General features: G+C 65.5%; 17 protein-coding genes. 9 read left to right on the forward strand and 8 right to left on the reverse strand.

All coding sequences use genetic code 11. The features are described 5' to 3' along the window. The first annotated feature begins 154 nt into the window (after positions 1-154). Positions 155-1,915 (forward strand): sensor histidine kinase, encoded by a 1,761-nt coding sequence (locus JWN03_RS29405; RefSeq protein WP_297621856.1) that lies wholly within the window; start codon positions 155-157, stop codon positions 1,913-1,915. Next, the gene (locus tag JWN03_RS29410; protein ID WP_297621857.1) at positions 1,897-2,580 is read left to right on the forward strand and encodes a response regulator; all 684 of its coding nucleotides are present in this window, start codon (positions 1,897-1,899) and stop codon (positions 2,578-2,580) included. The genes JWN03_RS29405 and JWN03_RS29410 overlap by 19 nt, the downstream gene beginning before the upstream one ends. On the opposite strand, the gene JWN03_RS29415 is transcribed toward JWN03_RS29410, so the two are convergent. Next, positions 2,526-3,122, reverse strand: coding sequence for a hypothetical protein (locus tag JWN03_RS29415; RefSeq protein ID WP_297621859.1), 597 nt, complete (start codon positions 3,120-3,122; stop codon positions 2,526-2,528). The genes JWN03_RS29410 and JWN03_RS29415 overlap by 55 nt on opposite strands. Further along, positions 3,059-3,577 carry a hypothetical protein gene (locus JWN03_RS29420; RefSeq protein ID WP_297621860.1) on the reverse strand — a complete coding sequence of 173 codons (519 nt, stop codon included), beginning with the start codon at positions 3,575-3,577 and terminating at the stop codon, positions 3,059-3,061. Before JWN03_RS29420 ends, JWN03_RS29415 begins: the two co-directional genes overlap by 64 nt. A gap of 198 nt (positions 3,578-3,775) precedes the next feature. Here JWN03_RS29420 and JWN03_RS29425 point away from each other — a divergent pair, with 198 nt between their 5' ends. Beyond that, positions 3,776-4,153 (forward strand): VOC family protein, encoded by a 378-nt coding sequence (locus tag JWN03_RS29425; protein WP_441343079.1) that lies wholly within the window; start codon positions 3,776-3,778, stop codon positions 4,151-4,153. A 30-nt stretch (positions 4,154-4,183) separates the two neighbouring features. Here the strand turns inward: JWN03_RS29425 and JWN03_RS29430 are convergent, their stop codons facing one another. Together JWN03_RS29430 and JWN03_RS29435 are read right to left on the reverse strand one after the other, a co-directional pair. After that, positions 4,184-4,801 carry a class I SAM-dependent methyltransferase gene (locus tag JWN03_RS29430; RefSeq protein ID WP_297621861.1) on the reverse strand — a complete coding sequence of 206 codons (618 nt, stop codon included), beginning with the start codon at positions 4,799-4,801 and terminating at the stop codon, positions 4,184-4,186. Between the two features lie 39 nt (positions 4,802-4,840). After that, complete coding sequence (locus tag JWN03_RS29435) at positions 4,841-6,223, reverse strand: alpha/beta hydrolase family protein (RefSeq protein ID WP_297621862.1); 1,383 nt, start codon at positions 6,221-6,223, stop codon at positions 4,841-4,843. A gap of 129 nt (positions 6,224-6,352) precedes the next feature. Here JWN03_RS29435 and JWN03_RS29440 point away from each other — a divergent pair, with 129 nt between their 5' ends. From JWN03_RS29440 to dnaE, 3 genes are all read left to right on the forward strand, one after another. Further along, positions 6,353-7,603 (forward strand): serine hydrolase domain-containing protein, encoded by a 1,251-nt coding sequence (locus tag JWN03_RS29440; protein ID WP_297621863.1) that lies wholly within the window; start codon positions 6,353-6,355, stop codon positions 7,601-7,603. 25 nt (positions 7,604-7,628) lie between these two features. Then, entirely contained in the window at positions 7,629-8,519 is an 891-nt protein-coding gene (locus JWN03_RS29445; protein WP_297621865.1) for a DMT family transporter, read from the forward strand. 76 nt (positions 8,520-8,595) lie between these two features. Then, positions 8,596-12,135 carry a DNA polymerase III subunit alpha gene (dnaE, locus tag JWN03_RS29450; RefSeq protein ID WP_297621867.1) on the forward strand — a complete coding sequence of 1,180 codons (3,540 nt, stop codon included), beginning with the start codon at positions 8,596-8,598 and terminating at the stop codon, positions 12,133-12,135. Between the two features lie 60 nt (positions 12,136-12,195). Here the strand turns inward: dnaE and JWN03_RS29455 are convergent, their stop codons facing one another. Beyond that, positions 12,196-12,828 (reverse strand): MspA family porin, encoded by a 633-nt coding sequence (locus JWN03_RS29455; RefSeq protein ID WP_297621869.1) that lies wholly within the window; start codon positions 12,826-12,828, stop codon positions 12,196-12,198. Between the two features lie 88 nt (positions 12,829-12,916). Next, entirely contained in the window at positions 12,917-13,156 is a 240-nt protein-coding gene (locus JWN03_RS29460) for a hypothetical protein (RefSeq protein WP_297621871.1), read from the reverse strand. A gap of 87 nt (positions 13,157-13,243) precedes the next feature. Here JWN03_RS29460 and JWN03_RS29465 point away from each other — a divergent pair, with 87 nt between their 5' ends. Continuing rightward, the gene (locus JWN03_RS29465; RefSeq protein ID WP_297621873.1) at positions 13,244-13,681 is read left to right on the forward strand and encodes a nitroreductase family deazaflavin-dependent oxidoreductase; all 438 of its coding nucleotides are present in this window, start codon (positions 13,244-13,246) and stop codon (positions 13,679-13,681) included. A 73-nt stretch (positions 13,682-13,754) separates the two neighbouring features. Then, positions 13,755-15,119 (forward strand): threonine ammonia-lyase IlvA, encoded by a 1,365-nt coding sequence (ilvA, locus tag JWN03_RS29470; protein WP_297621875.1) that lies wholly within the window; start codon positions 13,755-13,757, stop codon positions 15,117-15,119. A 90-nt stretch (positions 15,120-15,209) separates the two neighbouring features. Here the strand turns inward: ilvA and JWN03_RS29475 are convergent, their stop codons facing one another. Next, entirely contained in the window at positions 15,210-15,887 is a 678-nt protein-coding gene (locus JWN03_RS29475; RefSeq protein ID WP_297621876.1) for a response regulator transcription factor, read from the reverse strand. A 110-nt stretch (positions 15,888-15,997) separates the two neighbouring features. Between JWN03_RS29475 and JWN03_RS29480 the strand changes: the two genes are divergently transcribed. Beyond that, complete coding sequence (locus JWN03_RS29480) at positions 15,998-17,140, forward strand: DUF2235 domain-containing protein (protein ID WP_297621877.1); 1,143 nt, start codon at positions 15,998-16,000, stop codon at positions 17,138-17,140. 424 nt (positions 17,141-17,564) lie between these two features. On the opposite strand, the gene JWN03_RS29485 is transcribed toward JWN03_RS29480, so the two are convergent. Then, on the reverse strand, positions 17,565-17,857 hold a 293-nt coding region (locus JWN03_RS29485), incomplete at its 5' end, for an HNH endonuclease signature motif containing protein (protein ID WP_297621878.1).

The raw sequence follows: 17,857 nt of genomic DNA on the forward strand, positions 1-17,857 counted from the left end.
GTGCCGCTCGGGGTGTGTGCTGCGGCATTGGAGAGAAGTTACGTGGCCCGGGTCACACCGCAGAGTGTTGTGCGCGCTACCCGCACAAGTGGCGATTCGCCTGTTTTGCGCGTTCTGCTCGAGCGTTTGCGGGGCGTTCTCTACACTGTGGTCCGTGTTCTCGCTCGGCCCCCGCTCGGTTCGCCTCCGAACCCAGATCGTGCTGTTGCAGGTCGCGGTGGTCGGTGTGACCGTCGGCCTGGCCTTCGGCGTGTTCGCCTATATCGGCAATCAGCGCCTCTCCGGCGAATACGGTGAGCGCGCCCTCGCCATCGCCCGCACCGTCGCCTCCGAACCCGACGTGCGCGCCGAGGTCGCGCGCTACGCCGACCTCGCACTGCAACCCGGGCCGCAGCTGCAGGACGATCTCGCCGACGGCCAATTGCAGCGCATCGCCGATGACGCGCGGCTGCGCACCAACGCATTGTTCGTGGTCATCACCGACGATGCGGGTCTGCGCCTGGCACATCCGGAGCGCGCCCGGCTCGGCGAAATGGTCAGCACCGACCCCTCCAAGGTGCTCGCAGGCGCCGAGGTGATCATTCGTGAACACGGCACCCTCGGCGAATCGGTGCGCGCCAAAGTGCCGGTGCTGCAGCGCGGTACGGGCCGCGTGGTCGGTGAGGTCAGCGTCGGCATCTCGACGACGGCAGTGCGCGAACAGCTGCTGCGCGACCTACGCCGGTCCGGACTGCTGATCGTCGGAGCGCTGTGTGCGGGCATTGCCGGATCGGTGTTGCTGGCACGTCGCTGGCATGGTTTGACACTGGGCCTGGAACCCGCCGAATTGGCGGAACTGGTGCGCGAACAGGATGCCGTGCTGCACGGCATCGGCGAGGGCGTGGTCGCCGCCGACACCGCCTGGCGCGTCACCGTCATCAATGACGAAGCCCGCCGGCTGCTCGGGATCGACGCCGCCCCGGGTCGCGATATCGATGATCTCGGACTGACTCCGCGCGTGCTGGAAGCATTCCGCGCCGCCGACGGCCAACTGGTGCAGGCGGCGGTAGGCGACCGCATTGTTGTGGTCACCGCCCGCAGTGTGATCCGCGATGGCCGCCCCCTCGGTGCGGTGCTCAGCGTCCGCGACCGCACCGACGTGGAATCCCTTACCCGCCAACTGGATGCGGTCCGCTCCCTGAGCACCGTGCTGCGCGCCCAGCGCCACGAATTCGCGAATCGTCTGCACCTGCTGAACGGATTGCTGCACACCGGCCGGGCCGACGAGGCATCGCAGTACCTCGCGGAGCTGCTCGGCTCCGGCCCATTGGGAGCGATGCTGCCCGGCATGGAGGTCGTCGCCGACCCCTACCTGCAAGCCTTCCTCTCCGCAAAAGCCGCGCACGCCCGGGAGCAGGGCGTCCACCTCCGCCTCGGGCCGAATACCTGGGTGAGTGCGAATCTTGCTGCCCCCGTGGATGTCACGACGATTCTCGGAAATCTCATCGACAATGCCATCGAGGCCGCCCGCGCCCGCACCACCCCCGGACCTGCCCACGGGGATGCGCCGACAGCCCCGAGCGTCGAGCCCGCACCGGGAACCGGCACCGCGCTGGTGGAGGTGGAGTTGGTGCAGGAGGGGGAGACCCTGCACATTGCAGTGCTGGACAGCGGTGACGGGGTACCGCCCGAACTGGTGGATTCGGTCTTCACCGAGGGTGTTTCGACTCGCTCGGCCGCCGGTGTCCCCGGCGGCCGGGGCGTCGGCCTGGCCCTGTCACGACAGGTGGCCCGAGCGCGCGGCGGCGATGTCCTACTGGCCGATCCGGGCGGTGCCGGCAAAGCAGCCGAAAAACCTTTACATGGAGCGGAATTCATTGCCCGGTTGCCGGGCGTGCTGACAGAGGGAGAGCCCGCGTGGGCAGCGGAGAATTGAACATCCTGGTGGTCGACGACGACTTCCGGGTAGCCAACCTGCACGCCGGAATCGTCGCGGCGCTACCGGGATTCACGGTGGGTGCGGTCGCCAACACCCTCGCCGCCGCCCGCACGGAGATAGCCGCCGCGACTTTCGATCTGGCCTTGGTCGACGTCTACCTCCCCGACGGCTCCGGCATAGACCTGGTCCGGGAAATCCCCTTCGACGCCATGATCCTCACCGCCGCAACCGAATCCGAGACGGTCCGCGCAGCCCTCTCCGCCGGCGCCCTCGGCTACCTGGTGAAACCCTTCGACCACGCCGCCCTCGCCGCCCGCCTGGCCGGCTACGCCCGCTACCGCCGCATCCTCTCCGCCGCCGAAATATCAGCGTCCGACGTAGACGCCGCCCTCCTCGCACTACGCCCCACCACAACCTCCAGTTCGGCAGCCCAACCCGCCGCCCTCGTCACCTCCCCGACAAAAGATCTCGTCCTACAGGCCGTCCGACACGCGCACACCCCCATGTCCGCAGCCCAGGTAGCCGTCGCCATCGGCATCTCCCGCGCCACCGCCCAGCGCTACCTGGCTGCCCTGGTAGGCGCCGGCGGCCTCCGCATGCAACTCCGCTACGGCAGCACCGGCCGCCCCGAACAGGAATACTCCGCCGGACCTACCCGCTGAGCGCTGCAATTCAGTCGATACTTCTGATGAGCATTGTCCAGATCGCCGCGGTGAACCACGGCCGCAGCGGTCAGCAGCTGTGCGGCGCGGCGAATATCCAGGGGACCGTCGTCCAGGCCGGGAACGAGGGCGTCGATCACCGCTGCGATAGCCGCGGCCCGGGATGCCTGGGGGAGTGCGGCGGAATGGGCGAAATCCACTAGCAGCCGCCGTAATTGGACCAGACCGCAGAGCTCGCCGGTCGGAAGATTCACCAGATACGCCAGGCGCGTGGGTGCGGCAGCCAGATCACGCAGTGCGTCCTCGATGGTGGGGAAGCCGAGCAGGATCGCGGCGACCTGCCCGTTCTCCGGAGCCTCGGGGGCATGCGACCAAGTGTGCAGGCGGACATAGCGTGCCGCATCGGGATGTGGGGTGGCGGGCCAGAGTTCGGATTGCCGCTCGAACTCGTGCAGGTGCTGGTTGGATTCGCGAGCAATCAGGCTCTCGGGCGTATGGAACTGGATTTCGATCCGGAGATCGGAATGCGGAGCGGTCCACACTGCGCGATAGTCCTTGTACCGGGGATGGCTCCACGAGTTGGCAGCCGAGCCGGGCACGATGCGATAGCCGCGTTGTTCGAGCAGTCCGAGTACCAGTTCGATACCGGACGTGAGGACTCGGTGCTGAAGATCAGCGCGTAGCGAATGGCATCGTTGATGCTGGACAGTGCCGCCGGTAGCGAGACGCCTTCCGTGCGTGACACCGTGACTTGCCGCTGCAGCGCTTCGAGACTCTTCACGGAAGCGAATTCGCCTGCGCGCCGGGCACCGTGAGCCTCGGCTAGGGGAGCCAGGATGTCGTCGAGACAGGTGCGGAACGACTCGTCGTAGACACGATCGGGCAGCTGTCGCCGCCGCACGACGGTGGTGGGCGGCTCGCCCGATTCCCAGCCGCGCGCGGAGGGGAACCGGGCCCAATACCGGGGCTCGCCGGTGCGGTCGTGCGATCGGGTCATGATGGCACCCTCCGAAGACCGGAGACGAAGGCCCAACCAGGCAATGTGACCCCTGCCACTCGATTATTGGCGAATCCGGGGGACTTTGGCTAGCGTCGAAGGGGTGGCGATGCTCCTGTCGGCCGACTTGCACCGGTCCAGGGTCGGGATCGTCACTCACACAGGAGAATTCCCATAACTATTCAGTTCAACCACACCATTGTCGGATGCAAGGCCAATCGGGAGACCGCCGAATTCTGGGCGGAGATCCTCGGATTGGAGGTGGGGACCGGGTGGGGGCCGTTCATTCCGTTGCAAGTCGGGAACGGCGTCACCTTCGATTTCGCGAATGTTCCGCCGGATCTGCCCGGTGGCATTCACCCCACGCACTACGCCTTCCTGGTCTCGGAGGACGAATTCGATTCGGCCTACAAGAAGATCACGGATTACCGGATCACCTATTGGGCTGATCCGCACGGCCGGATCGAAGGCGAGATCAACCACAACGACGGTGGCCGCGGCGTCTATTTCCAGGATCCCAACGGCCACTATATGGAGCTGATCACCGTTCCGTACGGTGGCTGGCCGCAGCGGTAATCACTCGGTGCTGCACTGGGCGTTGGCCTTTCACGCCGAAGCGGCCACGCCCAGTGACAGCGCACCCATGAACCTCGGTGTCCCCTTCTCGTAGAACTGATCGACCGCACGAACTTCGAAACCGGCATCCTCGATCAGCCCGCGAATATCGCGATCCAGATGGCAGCCGCCGAACAGCGTCTTCTGGACCGGATTCAACCGGTGCTGCCACACCTGCACCCCGGGATCCGGCGCGAGCCCGTGTTCGACGAAATGAAATGTCCCGCCCGGCGCCAGGACTCGGCGAATCTCGGACAGTGCCGCGCGCACATCGGGGATGGTGCACAGCGTCCAGGTGGACAGCGCCGATTCGAAACTATTGTCCGCGAACGGCAATGCCTGCCCGTCCAATCCCGAGCGCTCGACCGGAACCGTGGACGCGGCGATCCGCTCGCTTGCCATTCGCCAGCCGAGACCCACCGGTTCGACCGCGCTCACCGATTTCACCTCGGCGGGATAGAACGGCACATTGCGCCCGGACCCGAATCCGATCTCCACCACGCGCCCGTTCAGGCCGGCGCAGGCGCGTTCCCGCACCGGATCCAGGAACTTGGCGCCGCACGACACATCGATGATTCGGGGCAGCACCTGGTTTTCGTAGATTCCCACGTCACGACTCTTTCCATGAATTATCCTGTGCGCCAGCGACTAGTGCGTCGGGAAGCGCTTGGTCAGCCACGCGGCGACGTAGTCCAGCACCTGCGGATCGATGGTCGTCTCGATGGTGCCGTACTCACTCGGCAGTCCCGTGGTCGCGGGCTGCATGAGGTGATTGAGTCCGTCGAAGACTTGCACGGTGGCATCCGGATCGGCGGCCAGCAGACTGCGCATCGGCCCTTCGCTCTGTGCCGCCGGAACCTGTAGATCCTTGGTGCCGAACATGGCGAGCACCGGAACGCGCAGCGCCGAAAGCGCCGGGGCCGGATCGTAATTGATGAGCGCGGCCATATACGGCGTCACCATGGCGTCGATGGTTTCGCCCGAGGCACGCTGATCGGCGGGCAGGCTGTCATTGTGCTGTTGCGCATAGACTTTCGCGGCAGCGAGATCACCATTGCGAATAACACTGGTCAGCCCCGAGATATAGCCGACCTGCGCGGCCACCTGCTCGGGCGGCGCACCCGATGCGGTCAGGATCAGCCGATTCTGTTCGAGCAGTACATCCGCACCGGTCACCGCCGGACCGGCCTGCAGAATCGCGAAGGCCACACCGCTGTCGGGCTGCGAGGCATACAGCGGCGCAAGGTATCCGCCCTCACTGTGCCCCAGCAAACCGATGCGTTTGCCATCGATTTCCGAACGCCCGTGCAGGAAGGCCACACCGGCGCCGATATCGCCGGTCAGATCCTGATAGCTGGAATCGGCGAGATCCCCGCCGGTACCGCCGACACCACGATCGTCGGTGCGCAGCACCGCATATCCGGCGCGGGTCAGGGTGTCCGCCCACAGTAGGAACGACTTGTGCCCCAGGATTTCCTCATTGCGATCCTGCGCCCCGCTGCCGGTGATGAGCAGCACCGCCGGATGCGGCCCGCCGGTCTGTGGTTCGGTCAGCGTGCCCGCAATGGTGATGTTCCCGCTGTGGTAGCTGACGTCCTCGGACTTGTACGGCCACGGCGGCTTGGGCTCCTGCGGCCGCGCCGGGGTCGCCGCCTGCCCGCGGGTCAGATTCAGCGGCACGGTCTTTCCGGATTGCGTGAAGTCGCCCTTGATGCTGTCCGAGGCCTTGTCGTACTTCCCCTCGAACGTCGGTTGGCCGGGAAATTCCGGGATCGAGAACTCGACTCGATCCACCTCATTGCGGACCGCGCTCAGTTGCTTGTCCGCAATACCCTGGACCGGGACCTCGATCGAACCCTTGCCATCGGTGGTGAAGTTGATGCCCACCGCCAGTGGCTGACCAGGGAATTCGATATTCCCGTGCCAGTCCCCGGTCACGTATGTCTGCGCCGGCCCGGTGCTCGAGCAGCCCGCCACCACGAGGACGACGACAACGAACAGGCCCAGCGAAAGCGACCGCACCACACGCATCCTCCGAGAGTACGCGCGGGTAACACTGGCATTACCGATTCGACACCGTAAATAACCTCTGGGCCATGGCTGGTAACTCTCGCGTTCATCCCATTGCCCTCTGTCATGCGCGCCTCGTACCTTGGATCCGTGAGCAATGTCGCTACCGCCCCGGCGCTCGCGGATCTACCCACCGGTGTGGGCGGGTTCGCGACCCCCGAATTCGGGCCCCTGGTACGTACTTTCGCGCGATTGATGGGCGGTCACCCGGGCGCCGGAGGTGCGCTCTCGGTGCACCTGCACGGCGAGCCGCTGGTCGATGCCTGGATCGGTGACGCTACGCCTGCCGCCGCCTGGGGCGCCGATACCGGCGCCGTCGTCTTCTCCGCCACCAAAGGCATTGCGGCCACGGTCATTCACCGTCTCGCCGACCGCGGCCTCATCGACTACGACACCCCGGTCGCCGCCTACTGGCCCGAATTCGCGGCCAATGGCAAGGAGCGAATCACGGTGCGGCAGCTGCTGTCCCACCGCGCGGGCCTGTCCGGCCTGCCCGAGATCGCCCGCGGCCTGGACGACATTCTCGATCACCGCCTGATGGAGCAGCGCCTCGCCGCCGCGAAACCCGATCACCTGCTCAACATTCCGACCTATCACGCCCTGACCTTCGGCTGGCTGCTCGCGGGTCTGGCCCGCGCCGTCACCGGCCGGGGCATGGCCGAACTGTTCCGCACCGAGATCGCCGAACCGCTCGGCACCGACGGCATCCATCTGGGCCGCCCGCCGGCCGGGGCCGTCACCACTGCGGCCGAACTACAGGGCACCCGACTTGCCGCAGTGGGCACCACCTATGTCTCGTTGTTCCTGGGCCGCGCCTACGGTCTCCCCGGCGCTCTCGGTGCGGCAACCCGTGCCCTCTTCCTGCCCGGCCTCGAAGAATTCGTCGACGGCGACAATCCGCCGATTCTGGAGACCGAGCTCCCCGCGGGCAATGGCGTCTGTACCGCCAGCGGTCTGGCCACCCTCTACGGCGCGCTGGCCAATGGCGGCATGAGCAACGGCCACCGTTTCCTGTCGCCGCAGACCATCAAGACCATGCGCCACATCGAGACCTACCGTCTCGATCACGCGCTCTTCTATTTCCCCATGCTCTGGCATATGGGCTACCACTCACTGCCGATGCCCGGCGCCCGCGCCGGTTTCGGCCATATCGGTCTTGGCGGTTCCTTCGGCTGGGCTGACCCTCAGCAGGGACTTTCCGTCGGTTTCGTCCATAATCGGCTGTCGCTGGCCGCCCTCACCTCCGACCAGATCGCCGCGGCCTGGATACTGCCGCTGGCTGTCCGGGGCGCCCGCGCGGCGCGCCGAACCATCGCAGTACCGAGCCGCCGCGCGGCCTGAGCCGGGGGCGCGGCAGACTGGGGTCGTGTCTGGACTACCTCTCGGTGCTGTGATCTGTGCCTTCGTGGCGGCCCTGTTGTTCGCGGTCTCCGCGGTGGCGCAGCAGCAGGCCGCCTCCGAAGTGCCCGACGGCGACGCCCTCATGCGCTCGCTCATTCGCAGTCCGCGGTGGTGGGCCGGAATGATCGGCGACGGAGGCGGATTCGCCTTCCAGGTCGCGGCGCTGGCCATGGGGTCGGTGCTCATCGTGCAGCCGATCCTGGTGAGCGCGCTGGTATTCGCGCTGCCGCTGGCCGCGCGCTTCAGCGGCCGCAAGACCACCCCGGCCATGTGGTTGACAGCACTGGCGCTGTCGATGGCGCTGGCCGTCTTCCTTATTGTGGGCGATCCCACCCCGGGCCTCACCCATGCGCGACTGCACCGCTGGGTGCTGCCGCTGCTGGTGATCTTTCTCCTGGTCGCGGCGGCGCTGGTGGTCTCCCGCATGGCGAAAACCTCTGCGCTTCGAGCACTGATGCTGGGTGCGGCGGGCGGCACCCTGGTCGGCGTCTCGGCGGCGCTCACCGAGTACGTGACCCAGCTGTTCGAGCGGAGCGTCGGCCATGCCCTCACCAGCTGGGAGCTGTACCTGCTGATCGCCACCGGACTCTGCGGCGTCTATCTCCAGCAGGTCGGTTATCAGGCAGGTTCGCTGGCGGCCTGCCTCCCCGCCTTTACAGTCGCCGAACCTCTGGTCGCAGCTTTTGTCGGCATCACCGTGCTCGATGAGCGTCTGCGGAGCGGACCGATCGGCACCGTATTTGTCCTGATCGCTGTGGTCACCATGTGTCTTGCCGCTGTGGTACTGTCCCGCGCCCAGGCCGGTGACCCTCTCGAAACGCTTGATCCCGAGCCGGTTTCACAGCGCTCGCAGTGAAATCCACCACGACACGCAAACCCGCCACGCCGCCCGCGGAAGCTGTTGTCGGTGCCAGGACCTAACATGTGTCTTCGTGTCGGGATCATTCGTTCACCTCCATAACCACACCGAGTACTCGATGCTCGATGGCGCGGCGAAGATCACGCCACTGTTCAAAGAGGCGCAACGGCTGGACATGACCGCCGTCGGCATGACCGACCACGGAAACATGTACGGCGCTTCGGAGTTCTACAACTCCGCCAAGAAGCAGGGCATCAAGCCGATCATCGGCATCGAGGCCTACATCGCGCCGGAGTCGCGGTTCAACACCAAGCGTGTGCGCTGGGGCGACCCGTCGCAGAAGAGCGACGATATCTCCGGTTCGGGTGCCTACACCCATATGACCATGGTCGCGGAGAACGCGACCGGTCTGCGGAACCTGTTCAAGCTGTCCTCGCTGGCCTCCATCGAGGGCCAGCTCGGCAAGTGGGCGCGTATGGACGCCGACATCATCGCCGAGCACGCGGCGGGCATTATCGCCACCACCGGCTGCCCCTCCGGCGAGGTGCAGACCCGTCTGCGCCTGGGCCAGGAGCGCGAGGCGCTGGAGGCCGCGGCGAAGTGGCAGGAGATCTTCGGCCCGGAGAACTTCTTCCTCGAACTCATGGACCACGGCCTCTCCATCGAGACCCGCGTGCGCGAGGGCCTGCTCATGGTCGGCCGCGAGCTGGGCATCCCGCCGATCGCCACCAATGACTGCCACTACGTGCACGAAACCGACTCCGCCAACCACGAAGCGCTGCTGTGCATCCAGACCGGTAAGACGCTGTCGGATCCCACCCGCTTCAAGTTCGACGGCAGCGGCTACTACCTCAAGTCCGCCGCGGAGATGCGCGCCATCTGGGACGCGGAAGTCCCTGGGGCCTGCGACAATACGGTCCTCATCGGCGAGCGTGTGCAGTCCTACGACGAGGTGTGGGAGCACCGCGACCGCATGCCCATCTTCCCGGTGCCCGAGGGGGAGACCCAGGGCAGCTGGCTGCGGCACGAGGTCATGGTGGGCCTGGATCGCCGGTTCCCGAGAGGTATTCCGCCGGAGTACATGCCGCGCGCGGACTTCGAACTCGACGTCATTATCGAAATGGGCTTCCCGGCCTACTTCCTCATCGTCGCCGACCTCATCACCTACGCCCGCTCGGTCGGCATCCACGTCGGACCGGGCCGTGGCTCGGCCGCCGGTTCGCTGGTCGCCTACTCCATGGGCATCACCAATATCGACCCGATCCCGCACGGGCTGCTCTTCGAGCGCTTCCTGAACCCCGAGCGCGTATCCATGCCCGATATCGATATCGACTTCGATGATCGCCGCCGCGGTGAGATGGTCCGCTACGCCACCGAGAAGTGGGGCAGCGACCGGGTCGCCCAGGTCATCACCTTCGGCACCATTAAAACCAAGGCGGCGCTGAAGGACTCGGCCCGTGTGCAGTTCGGCCAGCCCGGTTTCGCCATCGCTGACCAGATCACCAAGGCGCTGCCGCCGCCGATCATGGCCAAGGACATCTCGGTCTCCGGCATCATGGATCCCGAGCATGAGCGGTACAAAGAGGCCGCCGAGGTCCGCGAGCTCATCAATACCAATCCGGACGTTGCCAAGATCTACGAGACGGCGCGCGGCCTCGAAGGCCTGATCCGTAATGCCGGTGTGCACGCGTGCGCGGTCATCATGTCGTCCGAACCGCTCACCGACGCCATCCCGGTCTGGAAGCGCGCGCAGGACGGCGCCATCATCACCGGCTGGGACTACCCGTCCTGTGAGGCCATCGGCCTGCTGAAGATGGACTTCCTGGGCCTGCGCAACCTCACCGTCATCGGTGACGCGCTGGTCAATATGAAGAACAACCGCGGCATCGACCTCGACCTGGACACGCTGCCGCTCGAAGACGCCGCCACCTACGAATTGCTCGCGCGCGGTGACACTCTCGGTGTCTTCCAGCTCGACGGTGGCGCCATGCGGGACCTGCTGCGCCGCATGCAGCCCACCGGCTTCGACGATATCGTCGCCGTGCTCGCGCTGTACCGCCCCGGCCCCATGGGCATGAACGCCCACAATGACTACGCCGACCGCAAGAACAAGCGGCAAGAGGTCAAACCCATCCATCCGGAGCTCGAAGAGCCCCTGAAGGTCATCCTCGGCGATACCTACGGCCTGATCGTGTATCAGGAACAGATCATGCAGATCGCGCAGAAGGTCGCCGGGTACTCACTCGGCCGAGCCGATATTCTGCGCCGCGCCATGGGTAAGAAGAAGGCGTCCATCCTCGAGGCCGAATTCGAAGGCTTCGAAGCGGGCATGGTGGAGAACGGCTTCTCCAAGCCCGCCGTGAAGGCGCTGTGGGACACCATCCTTCCGTTCGCCGGTTACGCGTTCAATAAATCGCACGCCGCCGGCTACGGCCTGGTCTCCTTCTGGACCGCCTACCTCAAGGCCAACTATCCGGCCGAGTACATGGCCGGTCTGCTCACCTCCGTCGGTGACGACAAGGACAAGGCCGCGATCTACCTGGCCGACTGCCGTCGCCTCGGCATTCAGGTGCTGCCGCCGGACGTCAATGAATCCATGGTCGAATTCGCTTCCGTCGGTGGCGATATCCGCTTCGGCATGGGCGCGGTGCGCAATGTCGGTGCGGCCGTGGTGGGCTCGATCATTGCCGCGCGCAATGAGAAGTCGAAGTTCACCGACTTCTCCGACTACCTGAACAAGGTCGATGCCACCGCCTGCTCCAAGAAGGTCATCGAATCTCTCATCAAGGCAGGCGCTTTCGACTCGCTCGGGCATCCGCGCAAGGGCCTGCTGCTGATCCACTCCGATGCCATCGACGCGGTCATGTCGACCAAGAAGGCCGAGGCCATCGGCCAGTTCGACCTGTTCGGCGGCTTGGACGACGATGACTCCATGGCCAGCGTCTTCAATGTGAAGGTGCCCGACGAGGAGTGGGAGACCAAGCACAAGCTGGCTCTCGAGCGCGAAATGCTGGGCCTCTATGTCTCCGGGCATCCGCTCAACGGCGTCGAGCATGTGCTTGCGGCACAGTCGGATACGCAGATCCCGACCATTCTGGAAGGTGACGTCAAGGACGGCCAGCAGGTCACCATCGGCGGCATCTTCGCCAGCGTCACCCGCCGCGTCAATAAGAACGGCCTGGCCTGGGCGTCGGCGCAACTGGAGGACCTCAGCGGTGGCATCGAGGTGCTGTTCTTTCCGCAGTCCTATTCGGTCTACGGCATGGATGTCACCGAGGACGCCATCGTCCTGGTGAAGGCCCGCGTCTCCGCCCGCGACGACCGCATCTCGCTCATCGCGAACGACCTCATCGTGCCGGACCTTTCGTCCATCGGCGTGGACAAGCCGATGTCGGTGATCATTCCGACCCGGCTGTGCACCCCGGACAAGATCGGCGCGCTCAAGCGGGTACTGAGCAGTCATCCCGGCACCGCCGACGTACACATTCGGCACGTCGGTTCCCGGGAGCGCACCACACTCCTGAAAGTGTCGGACAACCTGCGGGTTTCGCCGTCCTCGGCATTGATGGGCGACCTGAAGGCACTGCTCGGCCCCGGCTGCCTAGCGGGCTGAACCACCCCGGCATGAACGAGGCCCCTCCCAGCTAGGTGAGGGGCCTCGGGTCGTCTGCTGTCACAACCAGGTCGGGTCGCCGAAAACCGCGCCGCTGTCGTCCACTTCGGCGGACTTGGCGTAGAGATAGGTGTACTGGCGGATCGCCACCGGTCCGGTGCACTGGTTCACCGCGATATGGAAATCGCGGATGACGATCACGACTTCCTTGCCCGGAATCAGGTCCTTGTCCGCTACCGGAACGTCCTTGACCTCGCCCGGGGCGAGGTTGATGCTCAGCGGCACCTGAATATTGGGCCCGATCAGCGTTGTCGAAGGTAAGGCGCCCGGTCCCGGAGGTAGCGGGATATTGCCGCTGGGCACGTAGACCTGGGGGATCGCCCCGGCATTTCCGTTCAGCAGGGTGACCGCGCATCCGACGTGGTATCCGGTCTTGAGCTGGCCGCCGGCCAAACCGTTGACCCTGCCGTAGGCGATATTGCTGACGAGCGCCTCGCGCGAGGTGCCTACTTCGTTCAGCGGCGCAATCCGGTTGATGGTTTCCGAGTGGTCGCCGACGGTGAAGGTGCCGAAGGCGGAGGTGTAGGTCTGCTCGTGCGCCGTCAGCTCAGTGATGTCGGCATGGGCGCTCGGCAGAGCGCACAGCGCGGTTCCGACGGACAGAAGTAGCACTCCGAACGGTTTCGACCGCATAGGAATCAAGGTAATAGAGGAATCGCATAACTGACCCGCATGACACGGACCGAGTGGTCGCGATTCAGATAAGGCTGCGCGCGCTGTGTCAGAAAACGCTGCGCGCGCTGTGCCGCACGACCGCGACGATCCAGCGCAATGCCACCACGGTCGCCGCCGCCAGCACGGCAATCTGCGGGGAACCGGTGATCAGCAGCAATACCAGCGCAATGATCAGCCCGGCGGCGAGCGCCTCGAGCTTGTACACCGGCCAGGCGGTGCCCGCGATACTCACGGTCGGCACGTGCGACCGGGTACGCGCTCCCTGTGTTGGGTGAACAACTGCCATCTGTTCAGGGTATACGACGACCTAAAGTTCGGTCTACCGAACTCTGCTGGCGGGAACATAACAAGATCCGGGTGTGTTAGCTCGGTCATGCCACTTACTGGAGAATACGAACCCAGCCCCTCCGACTGGGCACGCAGTCAGGCAGACAAGTACGAGGAATCGAACGGCGCCGAGGGCGACACCCTGCAGGGTAAGCCGATCATCCTGCTGACCACCCTCGGAGCCAAGTCCGGCAAACTCCGCAAGACCCCGCTCATGCGCGTCGAGCACGGCGGTGAGTACGCCGTCGTCGCCTCGCTGGGAGGCGCTCCGAAGCATCCCGTTTGGTACTGGAACATCAAGGCAGACCCGCACGTGGAACTGCGCGATCGCGAAGTGGTCAAGGACTACGACGCCCGCGAGGTCACCGGCGACGAGAAGAAGGTCTGGTGGGAGCGCGCGGTCGAGGCGTGGCCCGACTACGACAACTACACCAAGAAGACCACTCGCGAGATCCCGCTCTTCGTTCTCACACCTCGCGGCTGACGACACTCCCGGGCGCACTCCGCCGTACTGGCTTTGCCGGTCGGCGGAGTGTCCTGTTTCCCGGCTCAGTAGCATGTGTCGGGTGTCAGATCCGCTTGCGTTTGCAGAGAAAGTGTCAGGTCCGTTGCCGCAATTGAGCGCGGACGAAATCGATGCTGCCGCCAAGCGAATTTCCGACATTATCGAGCCGACACCGCTGCAGCGAATCGCGCGGCTGTCGGACGTGACCGGTGCCGAGGTCTACCTGAAGCGGGAAGATCTCACCGCTGTGCGCTCCTACAAGCTGCGCGGCGCCTACAACCTCATCGTCCAGCTCACCGCCGGCGAACGCGCCGCGGGTGTGGTCGCCGCCAGTGCCGGAAACCACGCGCAGGGTGTGGCTTTCGCATGCAAGGCGATGGGGATCAAGGGTCGCATCTACGTCCCGACCACCACTCCCAAGCAGAAGCGCGACCGGATTCGCGTGCACGGCGGCGAATTCGTGGAACTCATCGCCATCGGTGATACCTACGATGCGGCCGCCACGGCCGCCGTCGATGATGTGGCGCGCACCGGCGCGACCATGGTGCCGCCCTTCGACGATCCGCGCACCGCGGCCGGGCAGGGCACCATTGCCGCCGAGATTCTGGATCAGCTCGATCGCGCCCCCGACCTGGTGGTGGTGCCGGTGGGCGGCGGTGGCTGCCTGGCCGGAATCAGCACCTATCTGCGGGAACGCTCGCCGCGCACCGCGATTCTCGGTGTCGAGCCGGCGGGCGCGGCCTCCATGACGGCGGCCTTGGTCGCCGGGGGGCCGGTCACCCTGCCCGAGATCGACCCGTTCGTCGACGGTGCCGCCGTGCGCCGCATCGGCGCGGTGCCCTACACCGCGGTATCGCGGCTGGGCGGCGGGGTGCGTTCGCACGCGTCGCTGCCTTTACTGACCACCACCGAATCCGGTAGTGGCGCAGGCGCTTTCCGCATGATGACCGTCGACGAGGGCGCCATCTGCACCGCCATGCTGGAGCTGTACCAGAACGAGGGCATTGTCGCCGAACCGGCGGGCGCGCTCTCGGTGGCGGCTCTGCGGGAGGTTGAGCTCACGCCGGGCGCGACCGTGGTGTGCCTGCTCTCGGGTGGCAATAACGATGTCTCCCGCTACGGCGAGGTCATCGAGCGGTCGCTTGTTCATCAGGGCCTGAAACACTATTTCCTGGTGGACTTTCCGCAGGAGCCGGGCGCACTGCGCCGCTTCCTCGACGAGATCCTCGGTCCCGACGACGACATCACCCTCTTCGAATACGTCAAGCGCAACAATCGGGAGACCGGGGCGGCGCTGGTCGGCATCGAATTGGGGTCGCCGGACGGCCTGGAATCGCTGCAGAAGCGGATGGACGAATCCCCGATCCGCGGCGAACGCCTGGACCCGGGCTCGCCGGCCTACCGCTACCTGACCTGATCGACTCGATCCCGGGCAGAGCGGGGAAGTGCCCTGCCCGGGACGGTCGTACGCGATCCACCCCCACAGGGGACCGCGGGTCTGGGTGATTCACATGTGCAGCAGATATCCCGCGCCCGTGGAGTGGATGAGCTGAGGTTCGCCCAGCTTCCGGTCCAGCCGGTGCACCACTTCCTCGATAGTGGCGGCAGTTGTTGTCTCACTGCAGTATTCGGCGAGTTCGGCATAACTGACCAGGGTGCCCGCGCGTGCGGCCAGCAGTTCCAGCGCACAGAATTCCCGGGCCGTCATGATGAGCAGCACCCCATTGCGCTGCACCCGCCGCCGCAGCCGATCCACCACCAGATCGCCGATGGTCAGCACCGGTGCGGGTGGTCGCAGGTGGCGTGCGCACAGTGCCCGCACCCGCCCGGCCAGCTCGCCGAGCGAGAACGGTTTGGCCAGATAATCGTCCGCGCCGCTCGCGTATCCCTCGGTACGATCGGCCGGGCTGTCGCGAGCGGTGATGATCAATGCGGGCATATGCTGCCCCGATTCCCGTTGCCGCCGAATCAGATCCAGGCCGTCCCCGTCGGGCAGTCCACGATCGACGATCAAGCAGTCGTAGCGGCGGGTGCCGCAACTACGGCCGGCGTCGGCGAGATTCCGGGTCAGATCGACAATGAATCCGGCGGCCCGCAGCCCGGCCGCGACGCGTTCGCCCAACTCGTCGTCGTCCTCGCAGACCAGTACCCATACGCTGCGGGGGTTCATCCGATCGTCGAGCATTCGCCCACGGTGTCACGACAATTGTGAACGAATCATGAGCGATAGTCGTACGACGAGTCGAGTAGTCCACTACCCAGGAAATCGAACGGTTGCGGCGGGAGAATCTGTTCATGAAAAGACTGGTGGTGTGCTGTGACGGCACCTGGAAGGCGGAGTCTTCCACCACGGTGTCGAATATCGTGAAGATCGCGCAGACGGTATCCCTGGCGGACGCCGACGCGGCCGGGAATCATATCGGCCAGCGCGTCTACTACGTCTCCGGGCCCGGAGCCCGCGGCTTCACCTCCGATCGCCTCCTGGGCGGCGCCTTCGGTACCGGCCTGGAGGCCAACCTCTCCGCTGCCTACTGGCAACTGGCGCTGAACTGGGAGCCGGGCGACGAGATCTATATCTTCGGCTTCAGCCGCGGCGCGTTCACCGCCCGCAGCCTGGCCGGGATGATCAACCGGCTGGGCATCCTCACCTACACCGCCATGATCGACGGCAAATACCCGGATGCACTGAAGATCTACCAGACCCGCAAGGCGCATCCCGACGATCCGGACCCGCCCGCCTGGGCCGAATTCCGCAGTGCCAATTGCTATCCCGATCCGGTCACCATCAACTTCCTGGGTGTCTTCGACACGGTCGGAGCCATGGGCATCCCGGGCATCACGGCGCGGCGGCACCGCTTCCACGATGTGCAGTTGTCCTCCATCGTGCATTGCGCCCGGCAGGCCCTCGCCATCAATGAACGCCGCCGGGCGTTCGAGCCGTGCCTGTGGGAAGTCCCCGTGGAGATCGGCGAGAAGTACCGCCGCACCGACCGGGTGAAGCAGGTGTGGTTCGAAGGGGTGCACAGCGATATCGGTGGCGGCTATCCCGACTGCGGGCTCTCCGATATCACTCTGGGCTGGATGATCCGTGAAGCCGAAGCCGAGGGCCTGGCCTTCGATCAGACACGGCTCGCTGTGCTCCAGAGGTGCTGCCCGGATCCCCCTAAGACGCTGCACAATTCGCTGAGTACCGGTTTCCGCGTCCTGAACTTCCTTCGGGTGCTGCACAATCCGCGAAGTCTGCGGTTCTACTGGGACTCTTGGCGGCGATTGCTCGAGCCATATGACCAGGCGAGCTATCTCGCATCGTCGGCACAGGAGGCCGGGTACGACCCCGCCAATCTGGTTCGGTGGGATGAGTCCCACAGCGGGCCCACGCCTCCCGCCCTAATCGAACCTACTGGTAAGGGGTTATTGGCTGGCAGTGGCGGGCATTAACTTCCCCAAACGCGGGAACCGCACAGCCGGTGTCTCAGCGGCGCAGACCCACTACCGGTTGTGCTGTGGAGACACCGGCTGTGTGGTCTGGGAGAAGGGTTGTGTGGTGCCCGCTTTGGGGGGATTCGATGCCGCGACAAGTCGGTGCACCTGGGTTACTTGCGTTGAAAGAAGGTGTTGGGTTCGCGGGTGCGGGCAGAGCCCGAGATGGCCGTGCTGGGCACGTCAGGAGGGGTACCCGATCTACCTTCCGCAGTACCGGGGGATCCTGCGGTACCGGCCGCAGGACTGGCTGTGGTCCCGTTCTCGAGAACAAAACCCGAAAAGACAAGAACCACAACACCGAGAACCGAAAAACCGACCCGCACAACGACCTGTAGCACCGGCGGGCTGGAGTCCGGCGGTGGAACAGGTCGGTGGAGACCTACTGGCGGAAGCGTTTGAGTTCCCGTTCGTTGCGGGCTCGGATACGTGCCAGGGCGGCGGCTTTCTGCTCGAGGGGGTGGTGAATATGGTTCACCTGCGGTGTCCCGGTCGGGTTGATGTGTGGTGGCCCGATCCACCCGGTCCGCCCCGGAAACCCCGAATCGGGTCCCATGACAACGGTTTTCCACCCGCCGGGCCCGTCGTGGACCTGGGCGTGGCAGTGGTCGCACACCAGGGTGAGGTTGTCGATATCGGTCCTGCCACCCTTGGCCCACTCGTCGACGTGGTGCA

Source organism: Nocardia sp. (genome assembly GCF_025465275.1).
In the GTDB taxonomy this organism is placed as follows: Bacteria; Actinomycetota; Actinomycetes; order Mycobacteriales; family Mycobacteriaceae; genus Nocardia.